Raw genomic sequence first — 23,230 nt, 5'->3', positions numbered from 1 at the left:
GCTGGCGAGCAGGAGGCCCGACATGCGTGATTTGCAGATGGATGATTTCAGGAAAGCCGACGAAAACTCAGCGATGGTGCTGCTGGTCGACGATCAGGCGATGATTGGTGAAGCGGTGCGCCGTGGTCTGGCCAAGGAAGACAACATCGACTTCCATTTTTGCGCTGATCCGCATCAGGCGATTGCCCAGGCCATCCTGATCAAGCCAACGGTGATTCTGCAGGATCTGGTGATGCCGGGTCTCGATGGTCTGACCCTGGTTCGCGAATACCGCAACAATCCGCAGACCCGCGATATCCCGATCATCGTGCTTTCGACCAAAGAAGACCCGCTGATCAAAAGCGCGGCGTTCGCGGCCGGGGCCAACGATTATCTGGTCAAGCTGCCGGACAATATCGAGCTGGTGGCACGCATTCGCTATCACTCACGTTCATACATGACCCTGTTGCAGCGCGACGAAGCCTACCGGGCGTTGCGCGTCAGCCAACAGCAGTTACTCGACACCAACCTGGTGTTGCAGCGCCTGATGAACTCCGATGGCTTGACCGGCTTGTCCAATCGCCGTCATTTCGATGAGTACCTGGAGCTGGAATGGCGCCGGGCGCTTCGTGAGCAAAACCAGTTATCGTTGCTGATGATCGATGTGGACTTCTTCAAGGCCTACAACGACAGTTTCGGTCATCTGGAGGGCGACGAAGCGCTGCGTCAGGTCGCCAACGCGATTCGCGAGAGTTGCAGTCGTCCTTCCGACCTGCCGGCGCGTTACGGCGGTGAAGAGTTCGCCCTGGTGCTGCCCACCACTTCGCCGGGCGGGGCGCGACTGCTGGCCGAGAAACTGCGTCAGACCGTGGCCGGCCTGACCATTCCGCACTCCTCCCCTGCGCCGGGTGCCACCCTGACCATCAGCATCGGCCTGGCCACCATGACCCCGCAGCCGGGTTCCAACAGCCGTCAACTGATTCTGGCCGCCGACAAGGGTTTGTACGCGGCCAAGAACAATGGGCGCAATCAGGTGGTGGTCGGCGTGAGTTAGATCTGTGTAGGAGCGCGCTTGCCCGCGATCGGGTGCGGAGCAGCCGCAAAATCAGCGAACTCGATTCTGACAGCTGAACTGCGCTCAGCATTTTGGGACCGCTTCGCAGTCCATCGCGGGCAAGCGCGCTCCTACAGATATATGCTGTTGATCGCACAAACTCCTGCAGCACCTGCCTTAGCGGTCTCCAGTGGGTTATACTCGTCGGCTTTCAAAAGTTCGCCTACGAGTGCTGCCCACCATGGAAATCAACCCGATCCTAAACAGCATCAAGGACCTGTCCGAGCGTTCCGAAACTATTCGGGGGTATCTTTGACTACGATCAAAAGCATGAGCGCCTGACCGAAGTCAATCGCGAGCTTGAAGATCCGAGTGTCTGGAACAACCCCGAATACGCACAGAACCTGGGCCGCGAGCGTTCCTTGCTGGCGCAGATCGTCGACACCCTGGACGAGATGTCCTCCGGTCTGGTCGACGCCAAAGACCTGCTGCTGATGTCCGCTGAAGAAGAAGATCAGGGCGCCGTGGATGACGTGGCGGCTGAAGTCGAGCGCCTGCGCGAGTCGCTGGAGAAGCTTGAATTCCGTCGGATGTTCAGCGGCGAGATGGACCCCAACAACGCTTATCTGGATATCCAGGCCGGCTCCGGCGGTACGGAGGCTCAGGACTGGGCCAACATCCTGCTGCGCATGTACCTGCGCTGGGCGGATAAACGGGGCTTCGAGGCCACCATCATGGAACTGTCCGCCGGTGAAGTTGCCGGGATCAAGGGCGCGACCGTGCACATCAAGGGTGAATACGCCTTTGGCTGGCTGCGTACCGAGATCGGCGTGCACCGTCTGGTGCGTAAAAGCCCGTTCGACTCCGGTAACCGTCGTCACACCTCGTTCTCGGCGGTGTTCGTGTCGCCGGAAATCGATGACAACATCGAAATCGACATCAACCCGTCGGATCTGCGGATCGATACCTATCGCTCCTCCGGTGCCGGTGGTCAGCACGTTAACACCACTGACTCGGCGGTACGGATCACCCACGTACCCACCAACACCGTGGTCTGCTGCCAGAACGAACGTTCGCAGCACGCGAACAAAGACACCGCGATGAAAATGTTGCGGGCACGCCTGTACGAGCAGGAAGTGCAGAAGCGCAACGCCGCTTCGCAGGCCCTGGAAGACACCAAGTCGGATATCGGCTGGGGTCATCAGATTCGCTCGTATGTGCTCGACCAGTCGCGGATCAAGGATCTGCGTACCAGTGTCGAGAGAAGCGACTGCGTCAACGTGCTCGACGGCGATATCGATGAGTACCTTGTGGCCAGCCTCAAGCAAGGGCTGTAACCCCAAGCCCTGATAAAGCAGCCCCGATTCAAGTCCCTCGTCCTGACGGCGAGGGCAACGAACCCGTGATGGAAAATTTAAAGACATGAGCGACCTACAACTCGACCCGCAAGACCTGCAACAGGAAGAAAACAGCCTGATCGCTCTGCGCAAGGAAAAACTTGCTGCCGAGCGCGCCAAGGGCCAGGCCTTCCCCAACGACTTCCGCCGCGACAGCTACTGCAATGATTTGCAGAAGCAGTATGTCGACAAGACCAAGGAAGAGCTGTTGGCTGCAGCGATTCCGGTCAAGGTCGCGGGTCGTCTCATGCTCAACCGTGGCTCGTTCATGGTGATCCAGGACATGACCGGTCGCATCCAGGTCTACGTCAACCGCAAGACGCTGTCGGAAGAAACCCTGGCCTCGGTCAAAACCTGGGACCTGGGCGACATCATCGCCGCCGAAGGTACCCTGGCGCGTTCCGGCAAGGGCGACCTGTACGTCGAAATGACCAACGTGCGTCTGTTGACCAAGTCCCTGCGTCCGCTGCCGGACAAGCACCACGGCCTGTCCGACACCGAGCAGCGCTACCGTCAGCGTTACGTTGACCTGATCGTCAACGAAGAAGTCCGCGACACCTTCCGCGTGCGTTCGCAAGTGATTGCGCACATCCGCAGCTTCCTGATGAAGCGTGACTTCCTGGAAGTCGAAACGCCGATGCTGCAAACCATTCCCGGTGGCGCGGCGGCCAAGCCGTTCGAAACGCACCACAATGCCCTCGACCTGGACATGTTCCTGCGCATCGCGCCCGAGTTGTTCCTAAAGCGTCTGGTTGTCGGTGGTTTCGAGAAAGTCTTCGAGATTAACCGCAACTTCCGTAACGAAGGTGTTTCGACCCGTCACAACCCTGAATTCACCATGTTGGAGTTCTACCAGGCTTACGCCGACTACGAAGACAACATGGACCTGACCGAAGAACTGTTCCGCGAACTGGCGCAGCTGGTTCTGGGCAGCACCGACGTGCCGTACGGCGACAAGGTATTCCACTTCGGCCAGCCGTTCGTGCGTCTGTCGGTGTTCGACTCGATCCTCAAGTACAACCCTGAGCTGACCGCTGACGACCTGCAAGACATCGACAAGGCCCGCACCATTGCCAAGAAGGCCGGCGCCAAGGTGCTGGGCTTCGAAGGTCTGGGCAAACTGCAGGTGATGATTTTCGAAGAGCTGGTCGAGCACAAGCTGGAGCAGCCGCACTTCATTACCCAGTACCCGTTCGAAGTGTCGCCGCTGGCGCGTCGCAACGACGACAACCCGAACGTCACCGACCGTTTCGAGCTGTTCATTGGTGGCCGTGAAATCGCCAACGCCTACTCCGAGTTGAACGACGCGGAAGACCAGGCCGAGCGTTTCATGGCGCAGGTGGCCGACAAGGACGCCGGCGACGACGAAGCCATGCACTACGACGCCGACTTCGTTCGCGCGCTGGAGTACGGCATGCCGCCGACCGCCGGTGAAGGCATCGGCATCGACCGTCTGGTGATGTTGCTGACGAACTCCCCGTCGATTCGCGACGTGATCCTGTTCCCGCATATGCGCCCACAAGCGTAAATGTTGTGAAAAAGCCGCCTCGTAAGGGCGGCTTTTTTATGTTGAGTTATTTAGCGTCTGGATTGGCCTCATCGCGGGCAAGCCCGCTCCTACAGGGGTACTCGATCAACTGTAGGAGCGGGCTTGCCCGCGATGGCGTCAGTCCAGACAACAACCATTCAAAAGGAAAACCTGTCGTGAACCGTACGATCGCTCAAAAGGGTGCTGCTGGTATTGCCACAGCAGTAGCGCAGAGTGTTCAGTATCAAGGCCGCAAGGCCAGCCGACAGGGCAGTGAACAGCGCCGGCAGGACATTCTCGATGCCGCCATGCGCATCGTCGTACGCGATGGCGTGCGGGGCGTGCGTCATCGTGCGGTGGCTGCCGAAGCGAACGTGCCGCTGGCAGCCACCACCTATTACTTCAAAGACATCGACGACTTGCTCACCGATGCCTTCGCCCAATACGTCGAACGCAGCGCTGCCTACATGGCCAAGCTGTGGGAAAACACCGAAGTGATCCTGCGCGAAATGGTCGCTCGCAGCGATGGCAGTCCCGGTGCCCGAGCCCAACTGGCCGATGAAATTGCCTTGATGGTCATGGAATACCTGCGCCGCCAATTGATGACGCGGCGCGAGCATTTGATCGCCGAACATGCCTTCCACCATGAAGCCTTGCTCAACCCGCGACTGGCCCAGTTGGTCAGCGCGCATCAGCAGATTTTGCTGCAGGGCACCTGTCAGTTTCTGCAGGTCATGGGTTCTTCTCAGTCGCATCAGGACGCTCAAGTGTTGACGGGGATTATCGGCCGGATGGAATATCAGGGCCTGCTCGACGGCCCGCAGCCACACGCAGACGAAGAAATGCTCGGCATCCTTACCCGTTACATGCATTTGGTGTTGGGTGCCGCGAAGCCCTGCGAGTGAGTATGCGTATTTTCAGGAGATCCCAATGAAAGCCTGGCGTGTGGTCATCGCCTTGTCGTTCGTGCTGTTGAGCGGCTGTCTGGTGACCTTCAAGGATCCGATTCCCGCCAACGACGCGGCGCCCGTGGGCCTGCTTGGCAAATGGACCAGCAAAAACGCCTGGGGTGAAGCGCTTGAGCTTGAAGTCACACGCTCGGGTGCCGATGAGTACAAAGCCGTCAGCTACCGTAAGGGTGATCGCAAGAACCGCGATGAGTACGCTTTCACAGTGTCGCGTCACGGCAGCCGCTGGTACCTGTCGGCGGGCTTGCCGAAGAAATACGGGGCCAATTTTGTCATCGCAGGCTTCGAGTTGACCGAAAACCACGAATTGGTGGTCTACAACCTCGACGTCGACCGGATCAATCAGTTGATCGAGCAGAACGTTCTGGCCGGCGACACGCTGGAAACCGAGAAGGGCGCCGGTGTATTGGTCACCAGTCCCCTGGCCCAAGTGTTTACCTGGCTCGACGATCCGGCGAACTCCGATGTTTTCCTCGAAATGGCGCGTTATCAGCGCCTGGCCAAATAGCGGCGCCTCATCCATGGTGAGTCGATAGCGCCGCCAATGGTGACCAGCAACCTTATCAAGGAGTACCGGGTGGACGATTACCAGCAGACTATCCGTGCATTGTCGGACCGCATTGTAGTGGCTCAAACGCCGATTCGTGTACTCGACGCGGTGAAGTGGGACGAGAGTATCCGCAAGGGCTTCCTCCAGGCCAAGGGCAAGGAAATGCCCGCCGTGGACCGTGCCTACTACGAGAATCGGCCGCTGTCTTTTGACTCCAACGCGGTGAAGCTGGAATTCCAGAACATCGAGCGTGACATCACCCGCCAATTGGGCCAGTTCAACCCGGTCGGGCAGATCATGCGGCGCATGTGCAAGGAATACCGCATGGTGATCCGCATGCTCGAAGCGCGGGGTACGCCGGACTTCGGTCTGATCTCTCAGGAACTGTATGGCGCCGCATCCGACGCCTTCCATGCTGGTGACCCGACCCTGTCCGATCTGGGCCTGATGCTTTCCGATTACCTGAACAACATCGCCGGGCGCGGCGATCTCAAGGACGAGCCGAAAATCCTCACCGCCAAAGAGGCGGTCAATATGCTCCAGGGCCGACTGAACAAGGTGTTTGGTGAGGCGGAAGAGACCATTCGTGTGTTCGAGTCCGACGGTATCGTTGCTGACGCGGCGGCGGGTGCCGATTACATCAAGATCCGCTCCGACGCGATGTTCAACGAGCGCGATGTGCGCGCACTGGAAGTGCACGAGGGGCTGGTGCATGTCGGCACCACGCTGAATGGCCAGAATCAGCCGATCTGCACCTTCCTGTCCAAGGGGCCGCCATCGTCCACGGTGACCCAGGAAGGGCTGGCGATCCTGATGGAAGTGATCGCCTTCGCGTCTTACCCAAGCCGTCTGCGCAAACTGACCAACCGCACCCGCGCCATCCACATGGCCGAGGAGGGCGCTGATTTCTTGCAGGTCTTCGAGTTCTATCGCGAACAGGGCTTCGGCATGCCTGAAAGCTACGGCAACGCCAGTCGCGTATTCCGTGGTTCGGTGCCCAATGGCCTGCCATTCACCAAAGACTTGTCCTACCTCAAGGGCTTCATCATGGTTTACAACTACATTCAGTTGGCCGTGCGCAAAGGCAAGCTTGAGCAGGTGCCCTTGTTGTTCTGTGGCAAAACCACCCTTGAAGACATGCGCACATTGCGCCAGTTGGTCGATGAAGGTCTGGTGGTACCGCCCAAATACCTGCCCGAACAATTTCGCGACATGAACGCTTTGTCCGCGTGGATGTGCTTCTCCAACTTCTTGAATCACCTGAGCCTGGATCGGATTGAGGCGGATTACTCGAACATCCTTTAGGCCCTCATCGCGGGCGAGCGCGCTCCTACAGTGATCGCGTTCCCTTGTAGGAGCGCGCTTGCCCGCGATGACGTCAGCCCAGCCACCACACATCAGAAGGAAAACAGGTGAAGATTTTCGGCGCGCTGGCCTTGCTCCTGACCCTCACCGGTTGCAGCTCGCTGCTGTTTTACCCGGAGCCAGGTCTGCCGTTTACCCCCGAAAAAGCGCACCTTCAGTACCGTGATGTCACGCTGACTGCCGCTGACGGCACTCAGTTACATGGCTGGTGGCTGCCAGCCAAGGCCGGGGTGCCGGTCAAGGGCACGGTGCTGCACCTGCACGGCAATGGCGGCAATCTGGCCTGGCATTTGGGCGGGAGTTGGTGGTTGCCCGAAGAGGGCTACCAGGTGCTGCTGCTGGACTATCGCGGTTACGGACTGTCGCAGGGCGAACCGAGCCTCCCGGCGATTTATCAGGACGTCGACGCGGCGTTCGACTGGTTGAGCAAGGCACCTGAAGTGCAGGGCAAGCCACTGGTGGTGCTCGGGCAAAGCCTAGGCGGCGCGATAGCGGTGCATTATCTGGCCGAACATCCGCAACAACGGGCCCGGCTCAAGGCGCTGGTACTCGACGGTGCACCGGCCAGCTACCGCGACGTCGCGCGTTATACCCTTGGCACCTCCTGGTTGACCTGGCCCTTGCAGACCCCGCTGTCGTGGCTGATTCCGGACGCGGACAGCGCAATCAAGGGCCTGCCGCAATTGGCGGGCACGCCGATGCTGATTTTCCAGAGCCTGGATGATTCGCTTGTGCCTCTTTCCAACGGTATCAGTCTGTATCAAGCTGCGCCCCCGCCGCGGGTGCTGCAATTGACGCGGGGCGGACATGTGCAGACCTTCTTTGACCCGACATGGCGTCAGGTGATGCTGCGCTACCTGGAGGATCCGCAGCACTTCAATGGCCTGCGACGTTTGGCCGAAGTGCCGAATTACCCCAGCGCCTCAGCTGCGCAGCCGGCACAACAGAATTCGGAAATTGAACCTTCAGAGAGTCCGCAATGAGCGAAGAACGTAACGCAATCCCCCTGATCATCACCGGCATCTGCTGCATTCTCGGCACCGTAGGCACCCTCTGGTACTACGGATATCTGCATTTCGCGAAGCCTGAAGATGCGCTGTTGCTCAACGAATTCACCATGCTCAAGACCACCCCCGGGCAGGACTACAAGATATCTCTGGATCCGGCCACTGAAGTGGCGCAGTGCATCGACGGTGTGTTGGTGCTGTTCGACACCGAGCAGAAAGGCCTCAGCGGTGTGCTGGTCAACGGCAGCAAACAGGCTGTGCATTGCATGGGCGAAGAGACGCCGCAGCAGTTGCAGCCGTAAAGGCTTTGATCATTCCCGCGTCGGGGCGCCGAACTGTCCGCGTGGGAACGATCAGATCAGTTTGTTACGCGTCAGCCTTTTCGGCCAGATCATGCAGATAACGTCGCGACAGGGCGAGGAAGCGTGGGGTAGGACCGATGTCTTCGTAGAGTGGATCACCCTCTTCGTCAGTGGCCACAACATGGTTCCCTTTGACATATGGGAAGCTGGCTTCGAGTTCTACCAATGCAGCACCAATCAATTCGCCGAGCAGCTCTTCGGGATGATGTTTGGGGTACATCTCGGTAATCGCGGCCAGACGTGCAGCAGATTCGACATCCAAATGAATCGCATAGCCAGTTTTGGTCAGGCGTCCTTTGGAATTCTGTTCCCAGTGTTTGGCGAGCTCACGGATTTTCATATGGACCTCATGGTTTGCCCACTCGTGGCGGGCACAATCGGAGTAGCGAGTCGTTGTACGACTCATTTATGAGATTAGCCCCATCTCCCTGGAATGTAAGCTCGGGACAACAGCAAACGGTTGCGCGCTTGTCAGAACCTGCCGCGCTGTGCACTCTTGATAGATCAGATTTTTGCGCGCTGGTTCAGTCTGGTCTGTGCCAAGGCTGAGCAGCATCCGTCCGGAAACGCTGGAGAGGAGGGTATATGGCCGACATTGATGTACGTTTGCGTGAGGACGTTCACCTGCTGGGTGAATTGCTGGGCAATACCATTCGTGAGCAACGGGGCCCGGAGTTTCTCGACAAGATCGAGCGTATTCGCAAGGGCGCCAAAGCCGGGCGCCGTGGTTCTGCGGCGGGCACCGAGCAGTTGAGTTCAAGCCTGGACGAGCTGGGTGAAGACGAGCTGCTGCCAGTGGCGCGAGCGTTCAACCAGTTTTTGAACCTGGCCAATATCGCCGAGCAGTATCAGCTCATTCACCGCCGCGAAGACCCTCAGCCGCAACCTTTTGAATCCCGCGTATTGCCTGAGTTGCTTGAGCGTCTGAAAAGCGCCGGTCACAGCCCCGAGGCCCTGGCCCGACAGTTGGGCAAGCTGGAAATCGAGCTGGTATTGACCGCTCACCCGACCGAAGTGGCGCGGCGAACCCTGATTCAGAAGTACGACGCCATCGCCGCACAGTTGGCCGCTCTGGATCATCGCGATTTGAGTGCTGCCGAGCGCGAACAAATCACCGTGCGCCTGCAACGGCTGATCGCCGAAGCCTGGCATACCGAAGAAATCCGCCGCACCCGCCCGACGCCTATCGATGAAGCGAAGTGGGGCTTTGCCGTGATCGAGCATTCGCTGTGGCATGCGATCCCCAATTACCTGCGCAAAGCTGATCACGCTTTGTATGCCGCGACCGGGCTGCACTTGCCGCTGGAGGCGGCGCCGATACGCTTTGCCTCGTGGATGGGCGGCGACCGGGATGGCAACCCGAACGTCACCGCCGCAGTTACTCGCGAAGTCTTGCTGCTGGCGCGCTGGATGGCCGCTGATCTTTACCTGCGTGATGTCGATCAATTGGCGGCTGCGCTCTCCATGCAGCAGGCCAGCGCCGAATTGCGTGCAGCGGCGGGTGACAGCGCCGAACCTTACCGAGCGGTACTCAAGCAACTGCGCGAACGCCTGCGAGCGACCCGCAACTGGGCGCAATCGTCGCTGACGATTACGCAACCGGCGCCCGATAACGTTCTGCAGAACAACCGTGACCTGCTGGAGCCGCTGCAACTGTGTTTTCAGTCGCTGCACGAATGCGGTATGGGCGTGATCGCCGACGGGCCGCTGCTGGATTGTCTGCGTCGTGCGGTCACGTTCGGTCTGTTTCTGGTGCGTCTGGACGTGCGTCAGGATTCCAGTCGCCACAGCGCGGCGATGACCGAAATCACCGACTATCTGGGCCTGGGTCGTTATGAGGAATGGGATGAAGAAACCCGCATCGCCTTCCTGCTGCGTGAGCTGAACAACCGTCGGCCATTGCTGCCTGGCCACTTCAAAGCCGCCGCTGACACCGCCGAAGTCCTTGCGACCTGCCGTGAAGTGGCGGCAGCGCCTGCTGCGTCGTTGGGCTCTTACGTGATCTCGATGGCGGGCGCGGCTTCCGATGTGCTGGCCGTTCAGCTACTGCTCAAAGAGGCCGGGCTGCAACGACCGATGCGTGTGGTGCCGCTGTTCGAAACCCTGGCCGATCTGGATAACGCGGGCCCGGCGATCGAACAGTTGCTTGGCCTGCCGGGGTACCGCTTGCGCCTTCAAGGCCCGCAGGAAGTGATGATCGGCTATTCCGACTCGGCCAAGGATGCAGGCACCACGGCGGCTGCCTGGGCCCAATACCGAGCGCAGGAAAAACTGGTGGAGATCTGCCGCGAGCAGCAAGTCGAATTGCTGTTGTTCCATGGTCGCGGCGGGACGGTCGGACGTGGCGGCGGTCCTGCGCACGCGGCGATTCTGTCGCAGCCGCCGGGTTCGGTGGCCGGGCGTTTCCGCACCACCGAGCAGGGCGAGATGATTCGCTTCAAATTCGGTCTGCCGGACATCGCCGAGCAAAATCTCAATCTGTATCTGGCGGCGGTGCTTGAAGCGACCCTGCAACCGCCTCCCATGCCGGAGCCTGCGTGGCGGCAGATGATGGATCAACTGGCCGCCGATGGCGTCAGTGCTTACCGCGCGGTGGTGCGTGAGAATCCGGAGTTCGTTGAGTATTTCCGCCAGGCCACACCGGAGCAGGAGTTGGGCCGCCTGCCATTGGGTAGCCGTCCGGCCAAGCGTCGCGAAGGTGGCGTGGAAAGCCTGCGCGCAATTCCCTGGATCTTCGCCTGGACCCAGACCCGCCTGATGCTGCCCGCCTGGCTCGGCTGGGAAGCGGCGCTGAGCAAGGCGCTGGAGCGAGGCGAGGGCGACCTGTTGGCGCAGATGCGCGAGCAGTGGCCGTTCTTCCGTACGCGCATCGATATGCTGGAAATGGTGCTGGCCAAGGCCGACAGCGATATTGCCCGGATGTACGACGAACGGCTGGTGGAGCCTCGTCTGCAACATTTAGGCGCGCATTTACGCGACCTATTGTCGCAGGCATGCAACGTGGTCCTGGGGCTGACCGGTCAGTCTCAACTACTGGCACATAGCCCTGAAACCCTGGAATTCATCAGTCTGCGTAATACCTATCTCGATCCGCTGCACTTGCTGCAAGCCGAGCTTCTTGCCCGTTCGCGCAAGCGTGAGGCAGCTTTGGATAGTCCTTTGGAACGGGCGCTACTGGTGTCTGTAGCGGGCATCGCCGCCGGGTTGCGCAATACTGGCTGAGGGATGCAGACACTGCCCGACGTGGGCAGCGTCTGTCATGAAATGGCACTATCTCGATCCTAAAAGACGCATCCTCATAAGGTTGCGCCAAGTCGTACCTGCAGACAGGTGTACTTTTGAACGGCGGTTGGCCATGGGTTACTGCTACTTTCGGCGGCTTGTGTGGGATTAGTCTGCTGTGTATCTTGATCAGCCTTTGGCCGATTGGCTAAAACCCTTTTTTGAGATTGGCCCCACGAGGCGAATCTGACGATATCCATATAAAAATTGAGGAGCACATCGATGCGCGTCATTCTGCTGGGAGCTCCCGGGGCCGGTAAAGGTACTCAGGCAAAATTCATCACCGAAAAATTCGGCATCCCGCAAATTTCCACGGGTGACATGCTGCGCGCAGCGGTCAAGGCCGGTACCGACCTTGGCTTGAAGGCCAAGAGCGTCATGGACAGCGGTGGTCTGGTCTCCGATGACTTGATTATCGGCTTGATCAAGGATCGTCTTGCACAGCCTGATTGCGCCAATGGCGTGCTGTTCGACGGCTTTCCCCGCACTATCCCCCAAGCTGAAGCCTTGCTCAAAGCTGGCCTGGAAATCGACAACGTGGTCGAAATCGCGGTCGACGACGAAGAGATCGTCAAACGCATTTCCGGTCGTCGTGTACACGAAGGCTCCGGCCGCGTTTACCACGTGATCTACAACCCGCCAAAGGTTGAAGGCGTGGACGACGTCACCGGCGAGCCACTGGTTCAGCGTAAAGACGACGTCGAAGCCACTGTGCGTCATCGTCTGGAGGTCTACCACGCTCAGACCAAGCCGCTGGTAGCGTTCTATAGCGAACTCAGCACCGAGAATGGCAAGCCAAAGTGCAGCCATATCGAAGGCGTCGGTTCAGTTGAAGAGATCACCGCCAAGGTGTTGGCTGCGTTCAGCTGATACGCTTTTCCGGTGATGAACTACGGCCCGCTTGCGGGCCGTAGTTGTTTATAATGCGGCACTTTTTTCACGCCACCTTTATTCAAAAAATGGAACCATCGATGACCACCTTGCTGGCCCTGGATACCGCCACTGAAGCCTGCTCCGTCGCCTTGCTGCACGATGGCAAGGTGCTGAGTCACTATGAGGTGATTCCGCGTCTGCATGCCCAGCGCCTGCTGCCGATGATCAAGGATCTGCTGGCCGAGGCGGGGATTGCGTTGTCTGCCGTCGATGCCATCGCCTTTGGTCGTGGTCCTGGCGCCTTTACCGGGGTGCGGATCGCGATTGGTGTGGTTCAGGGCTTGGCCTTCGCGCTGGATCGCCCGGTGTTGCCGGTGTCGAATCTGGCGGTGTTGGCGCAACGCGCTTTTCGTGAACACGGCGCCCGACAAGTCGCCGCCGCCATCGATGCGCGCATGGATGAAGTGTATTGGGGCTGCTATCGCGAAGCCGCCGGTGAAATGCGCCTGACCGGTGCTGAAGCGGTATTGCCGCCGGAGCAGGCCGCTTTGCCGGCGGATGCCACCGGCGAATGGTTTGGCGCCGGCACCGGTTGGGGGTATGCCGAGCGGATCAAGGTCAAGCTGGCAGGCCAGGACGCTGGAATGCTGCCCCACGCACAGGATTTACTGACGCTGGCGACCTTCGCCTGGCATCGCGGCGAAGCCATTGTCGCTGACGACGCGCAGCCGGTTTACTTGCGCGATAAAGTAGCGACGCCGAAAGCGCGGCCAGTCTGAAGCAAAGCTTCGCAGGCTTGCCTGCGAATAGATTGACGCTATTTGTCTGACGGAACGCTTCTATCAAATCGCAACATTCAATTGGTGTTTTAAAACCTTTTGTGGGATCTGTGGTCTAGTTAACATTCGGGCATTTGTTAAGTGTTGTCCGTACTGCTAAATTGCCACTACAAGACGCCGAGTACGCATCGATGCGCATAGACGGATCCTCATCACGCTCCTACCCCATAAAGCGCAAGCCTCGCAAAGGCCCTGCGACAGTTGAGGGTTCCTTCGAGGAAGTGGACAGCGAGATCGACGTTCCGTCCCAAGTGCCCGCCAATGCTTCCCGCGCGCAAAGTTCTCAGGCAGGTCCTACGGCCAATGTTCCGGCCCGTCAGCAGGACATGATTTTCCCCCGATCCGTCAGCAATCGCGTCGCCCATGCACTGGCCAGTTATCTCACCACGGCCAGTTTTGTCGATTGGGATATGGAAGTGCTGGGCCTCGACGTTCACATTTGAATTCTCACCGCCTCCCGTATTACCTCGGTTGTCCGTCCTGGAGTGAAAACGCCTGGCGTGAGTCGTTGTACCCCGAAAGTGCCCGGCCCAATGATTTTCTCGGTCTGTACGCGCAGGTGTTCAACGCTGTCGAAGGCAACACCACGTTTTATGCGCGGCCCTCGCCGGTCATCGTCCAGCGCTGGGCACAAAGCCTGCCTGAACACTTTCGCTTCACCGCCAAATTCCACCGCGATATCAGCCATGGCGGTGACCTGCGCCAACAGTTGCACGCCGCTGAAGACTTTATCCAGTTACTCGCGCCGCTGGGCCAGCGAGTAGCACCGCTGTGGTTGCAATTGCCCGCCAGTTTCGCGCCCCTGCGCCTGGCCGAGTTGGCCAGTTTTATCGATGCTCTTGAGCGCCCGCTGGCGGTCGAGGTCCGCCATCCAGCGTTTTTTGCCAAGGGCGATGAAGAGCGGATGCTCAATCGATTGCTTCTGGACCGGGGCGTGGAGCGCATCTGTCTTGATCCCCGGGCGCTGTTCAGTTGCGTCTCGACCGATCCGGCCGTACTGCACGCGCAATCGAAAAAGCCCAAAGTCCCGCCACGCCCGGCAGCCCTGACGCAGTTCCCCCAGGTGCGCTTCATTGGCCATCCACTGTTGGAAGCCAATGATCCGTTTCTCATGCCGTGGGTGGAAAAGGTCGCTGGCTGGATTGAGGAAGGGCGCACGCCTTATGTGTTTCTGCACACCCCCGACAATATCCAGGCCCCCGACCTGGCTCGGCGCTTTCACCAGCAATTGATGGCTCGCCTGCCGGGATTGCCTGAGTTGGCAACCTTGGAAAGAGCCCCTGTCGCGCAGCAACTGGGCTTGCTGTAAGGTCGACAGTCCTGACCGACAACAGGTCAATTTCCAAGGAGTGTGCAAATGGAATCGCAGTTACTTCGTGCCCAACTGTTCAAGTCCCTGCATGAGCGTGAGAGCGCGTTTGTCATCCCCAACCCTTGGGATGCAGGCTCGGCCAAAATGCTTGCCGCGCTGGGATTCGAAGCGTTGGCCACTACCAGCGCCGGTCTGGCCTTCGCGTTGGGTCGTGCCGATGGAGAAGGTGCAATCAGCCGTCAGGAAACATTGGATAACGTTGCCGCGATCGTCAACGCCACGGGATTGCCAGTGGCTGCCGACCTGGAAAATTGTTTTGCCGACAGTCCCGAAGGCTGCGCTGATACCATTCTCAAAGCCGCTGCATTGGGCATCGTCGGTGGCTCGATTGAAGACGCCACTGGCCGCGCTGATGATCCGATTTATGACTTCGAGTTGTCTGTGGAGCGGGTCAAGACCGCCGTCGCAGCAGCGCGCAGTCTGCCATTCCCCTTCATGCTCACCGCTCGCGCCGAGAATTTGCTGCACGGTCGTCTGGACTTTTCTGACACCCTGCGTCGCCTTGAAGCCTACGCCGAAGCCGGTGCCGACGTGTTATTCGCGCCGGGGCTACGTACACGAGAGGAAATCATCGCGGTGGTTCGCGCGGTGGCCCCGAGGCCGGTCAATGTGGTCATGGGGCTGAGCGGCGTGACGCTCTCGGTCGCTGATTTGAGCGCCTGTGGGGTCAAGCGGATCAGTGTCGGCGGGTCCCTGGCGCGTGCGGCCTTGGGTAGCTTTTATCGTGCAGCCGAAGAAATCAGCCGGCAAGGCACCTTCAGCTATAGCGAACAGGCGATGCCCTCGGCTCGACTCAACAATCTGTTCCGAGCGTAACGGTCCGACGAATCAGTGTGCTGGGTGATGGTCGGCGCTTAGGCCGCCATGCGCAGGTTTTGCAGAATCAATGGCCGCGCCCAGCCGTTTTCGTAGTCAAACTGGCGTTGCTGCGCGACGATGGTCGCCGACTCGAGGGGCAGGGCAGGTTTGTCTGCCAGCTCCCACTCGAACTCGGCGATCGGCAGATGCAGCGGACGCGGTTGTGGGCCTTGGTCAGGGTCTGCATTCGGTTGTGGGGGATGGAGCACCAGTGGACGGACCCAGCCGCTGTCGAAATTCAGCTGCCGCTGTTGCGCGATCATGTCGCCGACACTGAACGGCTCGGCCGGCTTGGGCAACAGGTCGAGTTCGAACTCGGCGATCGGCAGGTGCAAGGGCTCGGGCGGGGTGCGACTAACGCCTGCGACCGGTAACTGGCGCTGGTCGACGATCTGGCCAAGAGCGTTGGTGCCACCCAGCGGTTCACCGGTGGTGGGATCTGCCGCAACCGTGCTGAGCTCAGTCGAAGCACTGGGTTTGTCACCGATTTGCTCGGCCATTGCGCGAGCGAACGCATCCGACCAGAGCTGGGTGACGCCGCTCAAGGCTCGGGAGTTTTGAAGGCTGTAGTCGCCTGCGTGCGACAAATAGCCTATCGGTGAGGGTTCAATATCTGACATAGCGCTCAGTTGACCGTCCGGCTCTGGCAAAATGCCGGATATTCTCGTTATCGGCCAATGTCGCCGATCATTAAAAAATAGTTGAGCGTGTGGGCAAATGAGTGAGCAACAAACGGGCAGCCGTATCCGGGTCGAAACCCTGACGAGCAATGGACAAGCGCAAGCGGAGCACTGGGCGCAACGTCTTGGCCTGCCGTTACAGGACGCTGAAGCTGAATTCGCCCTGCAAGTGACTGACGACGGTTTGCAGTTGCAGCAACTGGGCGCCGACACTTCGGGCCCGGTGCGAGTCGATTTTGTCGAAGGCGCTACGGCTCATCGACGTTTGTTCGGCGGCGGTACCGGGCAGATGATCGCCAAAGCGGTCGGCATTCAGCCCGGCGTGCGGCCACGGGTGCTGGATGCGACGGCGGGGTTGGGCAAGGATGCGTTCGTGTTGGCGAGCCTTGGCTGCGAAATAAGCCTGATCGAACGTCAGCCGATCATCGCGGCCTTGCTCGAAGACGGCCTGGCCCGGGGCCTGCGGGATCGTGAGGTCGGGCAGATCATCGCGCAGATGCGCTTGCTCACTGGCAACTCCATCGACCTGATCCGCGCTTGGGAAGGCGAACCGCCGCAGGTGATCTACCTTGACCCGATGTTTCCACACCGGGAAAAAACCGCGCTGGTGAAAAAGGAAATGCGCCTGTTCCGACCGCTGGTGGGCGATGACATGGACGCACCGGCACTGCTCGAAGCCGCGCTGGCGCTTGCCACTCACCGTGTGGTGGTCAAACGCCCGCGCAAGGCACCGTGCATCGAAGGGCTGAAACCGAGCTATGCGCTGGATGGTAAATCCAGCCGCTACGATATCTACCCGAAGAAGGCGTTGAAGGGCTGATAGCGCTTTTCGCAGGCAAGCCTGCCACAAAGGGACTGATTTTATTTTTCGCGCTCTTTGAAAAATCAATCTGTCCCTGGCCTCAGCTCTCTACCTTAAAACCGGGGACGGATTAATTTTCGATGAAGCGCTGAAAACAAATCAGTCCCCTACACCCGATAAGCCCGCATAAAAAAACTCACCACTTCCTGAACGTGCTCCTGAGCGGCCTGTTCATCCGGCTGGGCGCCGCAGCCGATCAGCAGGCGAAAATTACAGGTGCCCTTGAGCAAGCACAAAAAGTGCTCGGCAGCGATGCGTGGGTTGTCGATGCTCAGGCTGCCGGCCTTGTCGATCTGGGTCAGAAAGCGCTCCATCTCTTGCAGGATTCGCTGGGGACCTGCCTCGAAAAAAATCTGCGCCAGCTTGGGATCCTGATTCCCCGACGCGACCATCAGCCGATGCAGCTCCAATGAATCGGGGCTATTGATCAATGCATAAAAGCCAAGGCCGATGTTCGTCAGCATGGCCTTCACGGGTGTGCCGTGGGGTATTTCGAAGAACAGCTCAGGCAGTTGCTCCTCACAGCGCGCCACCACGGCGGCGGAGAACAACGTCTCTTTGTCGTTGAAATGACTGTAAACCGTCAATTTCGAAACCCCGGCCTCAGCTGCTACGGCGTCCATGCTGGTAGTGGCATAGCCATTGCGCAGGAACAGGTTTTTTGCGGCGTCGAGAATGGCCTGGCGTTTTGCCAGATCTTTGGGGCGGCCAGGGCCGGAAGTACTTAATGCGGTGGGGGCTAATGAATTATCAGGCATCTTCGTTTTAATAGTGGACTGGTGAGTTTGGTATTTCTTACTATACGCGTCAGTACAACAATTAAAGCATCCTTTGCCAAAGGTCCATCACCATGTTTCGCGATGCCTTGTCCTTTACCCTGCCGATCAGCCTGGTGTTGTTACTGGCTGCCTGTGGTCATGAAGAGTCGGTTCAGACCAGCGTGCGCCCGGCAATGGTCGTCCAGCCGCAGCCTTCCTCACAGTCGATGGACAGTTATCCTGGTGAAGTGCGCGCGCGGTTCGAGCCGGATCTGGCGTTTCGTATTGCGGGCAAGGTGAGCAAACGGCTGGTGGAGGAGGGTGAGCGGGTCAAGGCCAACCAACCGTTGGCCGAACTGGACCCGCAGGATGTACGCCTGCAACTGGAGGCGACCCGCGCTCAAGTGGCTGCCGCCGAAGCGAATCTGCAAATGGTCCGCGCCGAACGTGATCGCTATAAGACCTTGATGGAACGGCAACTGGTCAGCCGTTCGCAGTTCGACAATGCCGAAAACCTGTTCCGCTCCGGTGAAGCGCGGCTCAAACAGATCAAGGCCGAATTCAGCGTCGCCGATAATCAGGCTGGCTACGCAGTGCTGCGTGCCCCGCAAGACGGCGTGATCGCCCGGCGTCTGGTGGAAGTCGGTCAAGTCGTGGCCGCAGGGCAGACCGTATTCACCTTGGCTGCCGATGGCGAGCGTGAAGTCTCGATTAGCCTGCCGGAACAGAACTTCGGACGTTTCAAGATCGGTCAGCCGGTCGCAGTCGAATTGTGGACGCAACCGGATCAGCGCTTCCCCGGTCGCATCCGCGAGTTGTCACCGTCAGCCGATCCGCGCTCGCGCACCTTCGCTGCGCGGATTGCCTTCGCGGGTGGCAAAGTGCCCGCCGAACTGGGCCAGAGCGCGCGAGTGTTCATTCAGACCGAGCAAACCGTGGCCTTGTCGGTGCCGCTGTCGGCGTTGAGTGCCGAGAACGGCGCCACCTATGTATGGCGGGTCGATGCCGACAACACGCTCAAGCGCACCCCGGTTCGAATCTCGGCCTATGGCCAGGACTCCGTGCCTGTTCTTGAAGGCCTCAAGGCCACGGATTGGGTGGTAGCCGCAGGTGTACATGTGCTGCACGAGGGCGAGAAGATCCGCCCGGTGGATCGCAGCAATCGGGAAGTGAAACTGGCGGCGAAGGAGTAGGCCCGGATGCGTTTCAACCTTTCCGAATGGGCACTGCGCAACCGCCAGATCGTCCTGTTTTTGATGTTGTTGCTGGCGGTTGTCGGCGCACTTTCCTACACCAAGCTCGGCCAGAGTGAAGATCCGCCGTTTACCTTCAAGGCGATGGTCGTTCGCACCCTTTGGCCCGGTGCCAGTGCCGAGGAAGTGGCGCGGCAGGTGACGGATCGCATCGAAAAGAAACTGATGGAAACCGGTGAGTACGAGCGCATCGTCTCGTTCTCGCGCCCCGGCGAGTCTCAGGTGACGTTTATGGCGCGCGACGCTATGCATTCAGCGCAGGTTCCCGATCTCTGGTATCAGGTGCGCAAGAAAATAGGCGACATCCGCCAGACTTTGCCGCCGGGTATTCAGGGGCCGTTCTTCAACGACGAGTTCGGTACCACCTACGGCAATATCTATGCGCTCACTGGCGAAGGCTTCGACTACGCGGTGCTCAAACACTACGCAGATCGCGTGCAGATTCAGCTGCAGCGGGTCAAGGACGTGGGCAAGATCGATCTGCTGGGGTTGCAGGACGAGAAGATCTGGATCGAGCTGTCGAACCTGAAACTGGCGACCCTCGGGCTGCCGTTGCAGGTGGTGCAGCAAGCCCTGGAAGATCAGAACGCGGTGTCCGCCGCAGGTTTTTTCGAGACGCCGAGTGAGCGCATTCAACTGCGCGTGACCGGTCGTTTCCAGTCCGTGGACGAGATCAAGAACTTCTCGATTCGTGTGGGTGATCGCACGTTCCGCATCAGCGACGTGGCCGAGGTTCATCGCGGCTTCAACGACCCGCCCGCGCCGCGTATGCGCTTTATGGGTGAGGATGCGATCGGTCTGGCGGTGGCGATGAAAGACGGCGGCGACATCCTGGTGTTGGGGCACGCTCTTGAAGAAGCGTTTGCCCATGTGCAGGAAAACCTGCCGGCCGGTATGCAGTTGCGCAAGGTGTCGGATCAACCGGCGGCAGTGAAAACCGGAGTCGGCGAGTTCGTTCAGGTACTGACAGAGGCGCTGGGCATCGTGCTGCTGGTGAGCTTTTTCTCCCTCGGCATGCGCACTGGGCTGGTCGTCGCCCTGACGATTCCGCTGGTGCTGGCCATGACCTTCGCCTGCATGTATTACCTGGGGATCGGCCTGCACAAGATCTCCCTCGGCGCGTTGGTGCTGGCGTTGGGCTTGTTGGTGGATGACGCGATCATTGCCGTGGAGATGATGGCGATCAAAATGGAGCAGGGTTATGACCGGTTCAAGGCCGCCAGTTTCGCCTGGACCAGCACCGCGTTCCCGATGCTCACAGGGACGCTGATCACGGCGGCGGGCTTTTTGCCGATTGCCACGGCGCAATCGAGCACTGGGGAATACACCCGCTCGATCTTCCAGGTGGTGACCATCGCCTTGCTGGCGTCCTGGGTCGCAGCGGTGGTGTTCGTGCCCTATCTGGGCGAGCGGCTGCTGCCGGATCTGGCGAAAATCCACGCCGCCAAACATGGCACGGGCGCGGGTGCACCGGACCCTTACGGCACGCCTTTCTATCAACGCGTGCGGCGTTTGGTAGGCTGGTGCGTACGTCGACGTAAAACCGTGCTGGTGCTGACCATTGGCCTGTTCGTGCTGTCGGTGGTGATGTTCCGTTTCGTGCCGCAACAGTTTTTCCCGGCTTCCGGGCGACTGGAGTTGATGGTGGATCTGAAACTGGCCGAAGGCGCATCGCTGAGCAACACCGCCGATCAGGTCAAACGGCTGGAGCAGATGCTCAAGGATCATCCGGGCATCGATAACTATGTGGCCTATGTCGGCACCGGTTCGCCGCGTTTCTACCTGCCGCTGGATCAACAGTTGCCTGCCGCCAGCTTCGCGCAGTTCGTGGTGCTGGCAAAAACCATCGAAGACCGCGAAGTCTTGCGCACCTGGTTGATCGACACCCTCAACGAGCAATTCCCGACCCTGCGCCCCCGGGTTACACGCTTGGAAAACGGCCCCCCCGTGGGCTATCCGGTGCAGTTCAGGGTCTCCGGCGAACACATCGAAGAAGTCCGCGCCCTGGCACGCAAGGTTGCGGACAAGGTTCGCGAAAACCCGCATGTGTCCAACGTTCATCTGGACTGGGAGGAGCCTAGCAAGGTCGTGCACCTCAACGTCGATCAGGATCGGGCGCGGGCGCTGGGTGTGAGTACGGCGGACTTGTCGCGATTCCTGCAAAGCTCGTTGACCGGTTCCAGCGTCAGCCAGTACCGCGAGGACGATGAACTGATCGAGATCCTGTTGCGTGGCACCCAGCAGGAGCGCAAGGATCTTGCGTCGCTGCCAAGCCTGGCGATCCCGACCAGCAACGGTACCAGCGTGGCGTTGTCCCAGGTGGCGACCCTGGAGTACGGCTTCGAAGAAGGCATTATCTGGCACCGCAACCGTCTGCCAAACGTCACCATCCGCGCTGATATCTATGGCAAGGAACAACCGGCGACACTGGTCCAGGAAATCCTGCCGACGCTGGACGGCGTACGCGCCGAATTGCCGGACGGCTATCTGCTGGAAGTCGGTGGTACGGTCGAAGACTCGGCGCGCGGGCAGAACTCGGTCAAAGCCGGCGTGCCGCTGTTCATCGTGGTAGTCCTGACCTTGTTGATGGTGCAACTGCGCAGCTTCTCGCGCACGGCCATGGTCTTCCTCACCGCACCGTTGGGCTTGATTGGCGTGACCTTGTTCCTGATCGTCTTCCGCCAGCCGTTCGGTTTCGTTGCCATGCTTGGCACCATCGCCTTGTCCGGGATGATCATGCGCAACTCGGTGATTCTGGTGGACCAGATCGAACAGGACATCGCCGCCGGGCTGGATCAATGGCAAGCGATCATCGAAGCCACCGTACGCCGCTTCAGACCCATTGTCCTCACCGCACTGGCGGCGGTGCTGGCGATGATCCCGTTGTCACGCAGCGTGTTTTTCGGCCCCATGGCCGTGGCGATCATGGGCGGCCTGATTGTGGCGACAGCGCTGACGCTGCTGTTCCTGCCAGCGCTGTATGCGGCGTGGTTCAGGGTGAAGAAGGTGGAAGGTTGAGTTGACTGTGTTAGGCAACTCTGTTCCGTCTGTTCAGCGACTTACAGCGCCCCAAACACCTTCTTCGCCAAACTGGTCGCGGCGGCTGCGGGGTTCTGGCGGATGTTGGCTTCTTGTTTACCAATCATTTCGAACAGGCCATTCAGAGCCTGTTCGGTCACGTAGCCTTCGATGTTGGCATCTTTGGTGTCGACGACGCCCAGCGAGGCGGCCTGGCCAGCGAAGGCGTTGTATTTTTGCGCGACGCCGACTTTATCGGTGGCTTGCTTGACGATGGGCAGAAATTTGAGACGGATCTGTTCGCGGCTGGTCTTGCTCAGGTATTGGGTGGCTGAATCATTACCGCCGCTGAGGATGCCTTTGGCATCGGCCACGCTCATCTTCTTCACGGCATCGACCAGCAGCGCCTGGGCTTGCGGCACGGCGGCTTCAGCGGCCTGGTTCATGCTGGCTTCCAACTGGTCAACCTGATCCCCCATGCCGAACTGCTTCATCTTCTTCGCGATTTTGCCGAGACTGCCCGGCAGTTCGATGCGCACATCCTTGTTATTGCTGAAGCCGCCTGGAGTGCCCAGTTGCTTGACGGCGATTTGCGCACCTTGGGTCAGTGCATCCTTGAGGCCTCCGGTGGCGTCCGATTGGGACAGATCGCTCAAGGACAGGGCGAACACGTTGGCCGACAACAACAGACCCGCGCACAGGCCGGCAAAGGTAACGGAAGGGCGGAGCATGGCAACATCCTTTTCAAAGAGTTCGGATTGGAAAAGCGGACGGCGCTGGCTGATAAGCCCGCGCCGGTTGATCACTGAACAGAGTCCACTCGAATGCGCAGCGGTTGCGGCTCCTGACCGTCCAACTGTACGCCGTGTTGGGTGGTGCTGATGAACAGGAGCTTGCCTTCCAGTTCGATGTGGGCACTGACCGCATAACGATGACCGGCCTGCACCTGTTTCGGATCGTATGCCAGGTTGAAGGGCAATGGCACCTGGCCTTTGACCGGACCGCTTTGTCTGGCCAGCACCACCACAGGCGCATCGGCGCGGGAGACGTCTTGCAGGCTGACCGTCAAGATCGCTGCGGGTGGCAGGGCCATGCGTTGCAGGTAGAACACTTCGCCGTCGAGGCTGGCTTGAGTGGTAGTGGGTGGGTGCCAGGCACTGCAGGCGCCGAGTAGCGCGGTCAGCAGCAGGAGTGGGAGGTTTTTCATCGGGATCTCCGTAGCGGT

Annotated in this window: 22 protein-coding genes; 17 read left to right on the top strand and 5 right to left on the bottom strand. The window is 59.6% G+C overall.

Annotated features, from left to right (window positions below):
* Positions 1-22: 22 nt before the first annotated feature.
* From AC1MEE_RS19065 to AC1MEE_RS19030, 8 genes are all read left to right on the top strand, one after another.
* The gene (locus AC1MEE_RS19065; RefSeq protein WP_480411138.1) at positions 23-1,033 is read left to right on the top strand and encodes a diguanylate cyclase domain-containing protein; all 1,011 of its coding nucleotides are present in this window, start codon (positions 23-25) and stop codon (positions 1,031-1,033) included.
* A 241-nt stretch (positions 1,034-1,274) separates the two neighbouring features.
* A protein-coding gene (gene prfB, locus AC1MEE_RS19060; protein ID WP_480411137.1) for a peptide chain release factor 2 occupies positions 1,275-2,370 on the top strand; the annotation gives its coding sequence in 2 pieces (ribosomal slippage) (positions 1,275-1,346 and positions 1,348-2,370; 1,095 coding nt in all).
* Between the two features lie 85 nt (positions 2,371-2,455).
* A complete protein-coding gene (lysS, locus tag AC1MEE_RS19055) occupies positions 2,456-3,958 on the top strand; it encodes a lysine--tRNA ligase (protein ID WP_480411136.1) in 1,503 nt (500 codons plus the stop codon).
* A gap of 188 nt (positions 3,959-4,146) precedes the next feature.
* Entirely contained in the window at positions 4,147-4,863 is a 717-nt protein-coding gene (locus AC1MEE_RS19050; protein WP_480416273.1) for a TetR/AcrR family transcriptional regulator, read from the top strand.
* Positions 4,864-4,888: 25 nt separating this feature from the next.
* Positions 4,889-5,434: a hypothetical protein gene (locus AC1MEE_RS19045; RefSeq protein WP_480411135.1), complete on the top strand. Its 546-nt coding sequence runs from the start codon at positions 4,889-4,891 to the stop codon at positions 5,432-5,434.
* A 36-nt stretch (positions 5,435-5,470) separates the two neighbouring features.
* On the top strand, positions 5,471-6,781 hold the full coding sequence (locus AC1MEE_RS19040; protein WP_480411134.1) for a flavohemoglobin expression-modulating QEGLA motif protein: 1,311 nt from the start codon (positions 5,471-5,473) through the stop codon (positions 6,779-6,781).
* Positions 6,782-6,888: 107 nt separating this feature from the next.
* Positions 6,889-7,824, top strand: a complete 936-nt coding sequence (locus AC1MEE_RS19035) for an alpha/beta hydrolase (RefSeq protein ID WP_480411133.1) — start codon at positions 6,889-6,891, stop codon at positions 7,822-7,824.
* Positions 7,821-8,150: a PA3694 family proteiin gene (locus tag AC1MEE_RS19030; protein WP_480411132.1), complete on the top strand. Its 330-nt coding sequence runs from the start codon at positions 7,821-7,823 to the stop codon at positions 8,148-8,150. The genes AC1MEE_RS19035 and AC1MEE_RS19030 overlap by 4 nt, the downstream gene beginning before the upstream one ends.
* 64 nt (positions 8,151-8,214) lie before the next feature.
* Here AC1MEE_RS19030 and AC1MEE_RS19025 read toward each other — a convergent pair whose 3' ends face one another.
* Positions 8,215-8,550 (bottom strand): pilin assembly protein, encoded by a 336-nt coding sequence (locus tag AC1MEE_RS19025; protein ID WP_480411131.1) that lies wholly within the window; start codon positions 8,548-8,550, stop codon positions 8,215-8,217.
* A gap of 245 nt (positions 8,551-8,795) precedes the next feature.
* Here AC1MEE_RS19025 and ppc point away from each other — a divergent pair, with 245 nt between their 5' ends.
* The 6 genes from ppc to AC1MEE_RS18995 all read left to right on the top strand — a co-directional run bounded on the left by ppc (position 8,796) and on the right by AC1MEE_RS18995 (position 15,392).
* Positions 8,796-11,432 (top strand): phosphoenolpyruvate carboxylase, encoded by a 2,637-nt coding sequence (gene ppc / locus AC1MEE_RS19020; RefSeq protein WP_480411130.1) that lies wholly within the window; start codon positions 8,796-8,798, stop codon positions 11,430-11,432.
* Positions 11,433-11,714: 282 nt separating this feature from the next.
* The gene (gene adk, locus AC1MEE_RS19015) at positions 11,715-12,362 is read left to right on the top strand and encodes an adenylate kinase (RefSeq protein WP_480411129.1); all 648 of its coding nucleotides are present in this window, start codon (positions 11,715-11,717) and stop codon (positions 12,360-12,362) included.
* Positions 12,363-12,463: 101 nt separating this feature from the next.
* Positions 12,464-13,144 carry a tRNA (adenosine(37)-N6)-threonylcarbamoyltransferase complex dimerization subunit type 1 TsaB gene (gene tsaB / locus AC1MEE_RS19010; RefSeq protein WP_480411128.1) on the top strand — a complete coding sequence of 227 codons (681 nt, stop codon included), beginning with the start codon at positions 12,464-12,466 and terminating at the stop codon, positions 13,142-13,144.
* Between the two features lie 191 nt (positions 13,145-13,335).
* Positions 13,336-13,647, top strand: coding sequence for a hypothetical protein (locus AC1MEE_RS19005; RefSeq protein ID WP_480411127.1), 312 nt, complete (start codon positions 13,336-13,338; stop codon positions 13,645-13,647).
* Positions 13,644-14,513, top strand: coding sequence for a DUF72 domain-containing protein (locus tag AC1MEE_RS19000; protein ID WP_480411126.1), 870 nt, complete (start codon positions 13,644-13,646; stop codon positions 14,511-14,513). The genes AC1MEE_RS19005 and AC1MEE_RS19000 overlap by 4 nt, the downstream gene beginning before the upstream one ends.
* Positions 14,514-14,561: 48 nt before the next feature.
* Positions 14,562-15,392 carry an isocitrate lyase/PEP mutase family protein gene (locus AC1MEE_RS18995; RefSeq protein ID WP_480411125.1) on the top strand — a complete coding sequence of 277 codons (831 nt, stop codon included), beginning with the start codon at positions 14,562-14,564 and terminating at the stop codon, positions 15,390-15,392.
* 38 nt (positions 15,393-15,430) lie between these two features.
* On the opposite strand, the gene AC1MEE_RS18990 is transcribed toward AC1MEE_RS18995, so the two are convergent.
* Positions 15,431-16,054 carry an energy transducer TonB gene (locus AC1MEE_RS18990; RefSeq protein WP_480411124.1) on the bottom strand — a complete coding sequence of 208 codons (624 nt, stop codon included), beginning with the start codon at positions 16,052-16,054 and terminating at the stop codon, positions 15,431-15,433.
* 97 nt (positions 16,055-16,151) lie between these two features.
* Here AC1MEE_RS18990 and AC1MEE_RS18985 point away from each other — a divergent pair, with 97 nt between their 5' ends.
* Positions 16,152-16,934, top strand: coding sequence for a class I SAM-dependent methyltransferase (locus tag AC1MEE_RS18985; RefSeq protein WP_480411123.1), 783 nt, complete (start codon positions 16,152-16,154; stop codon positions 16,932-16,934).
* Positions 16,935-17,083: 149 nt separating this feature from the next.
* On the opposite strand, the gene AC1MEE_RS18980 is transcribed toward AC1MEE_RS18985, so the two are convergent.
* Complete coding sequence (locus tag AC1MEE_RS18980; protein ID WP_480411122.1) at positions 17,084-17,734, bottom strand: TetR/AcrR family transcriptional regulator; 651 nt, start codon at positions 17,732-17,734, stop codon at positions 17,084-17,086.
* Positions 17,735-17,826: 92 nt separating this feature from the next.
* Between AC1MEE_RS18980 and AC1MEE_RS18975 the strand changes: the two genes are divergently transcribed.
* Both AC1MEE_RS18975 and AC1MEE_RS18970 read left to right on the top strand, forming a co-directional pair.
* Positions 17,827-18,927, top strand: coding sequence for an efflux RND transporter periplasmic adaptor subunit (locus AC1MEE_RS18975; RefSeq protein ID WP_480411121.1), 1,101 nt, complete (start codon positions 17,827-17,829; stop codon positions 18,925-18,927).
* 6 nt (positions 18,928-18,933) lie between these two features.
* Positions 18,934-22,005 carry an efflux RND transporter permease subunit gene (locus AC1MEE_RS18970; protein WP_480411120.1) on the top strand — a complete coding sequence of 1,024 codons (3,072 nt, stop codon included), beginning with the start codon at positions 18,934-18,936 and terminating at the stop codon, positions 22,003-22,005.
* Between the two features lie 41 nt (positions 22,006-22,046).
* Here AC1MEE_RS18970 and AC1MEE_RS18965 read toward each other — a convergent pair whose 3' ends face one another.
* Together AC1MEE_RS18965 and AC1MEE_RS18960 are read right to left on the bottom strand one after the other, a co-directional pair.
* Positions 22,047-22,736, bottom strand: coding sequence for a DUF4197 domain-containing protein (locus AC1MEE_RS18965; RefSeq protein ID WP_480411119.1), 690 nt, complete (start codon positions 22,734-22,736; stop codon positions 22,047-22,049).
* A 71-nt stretch (positions 22,737-22,807) separates the two neighbouring features.
* Complete coding sequence (locus AC1MEE_RS18960; protein ID WP_480411118.1) at positions 22,808-23,212, bottom strand: YbaY family lipoprotein; 405 nt, start codon at positions 23,210-23,212, stop codon at positions 22,808-22,810.
* Positions 23,213-23,230 lie beyond the last annotated feature (18 nt).

It is taken from the genome of Pseudomonas sp. ASL3, assembly GCF_056680425.1.
This window is presented reverse-complemented; position numbering and strand designations above follow the sequence as displayed.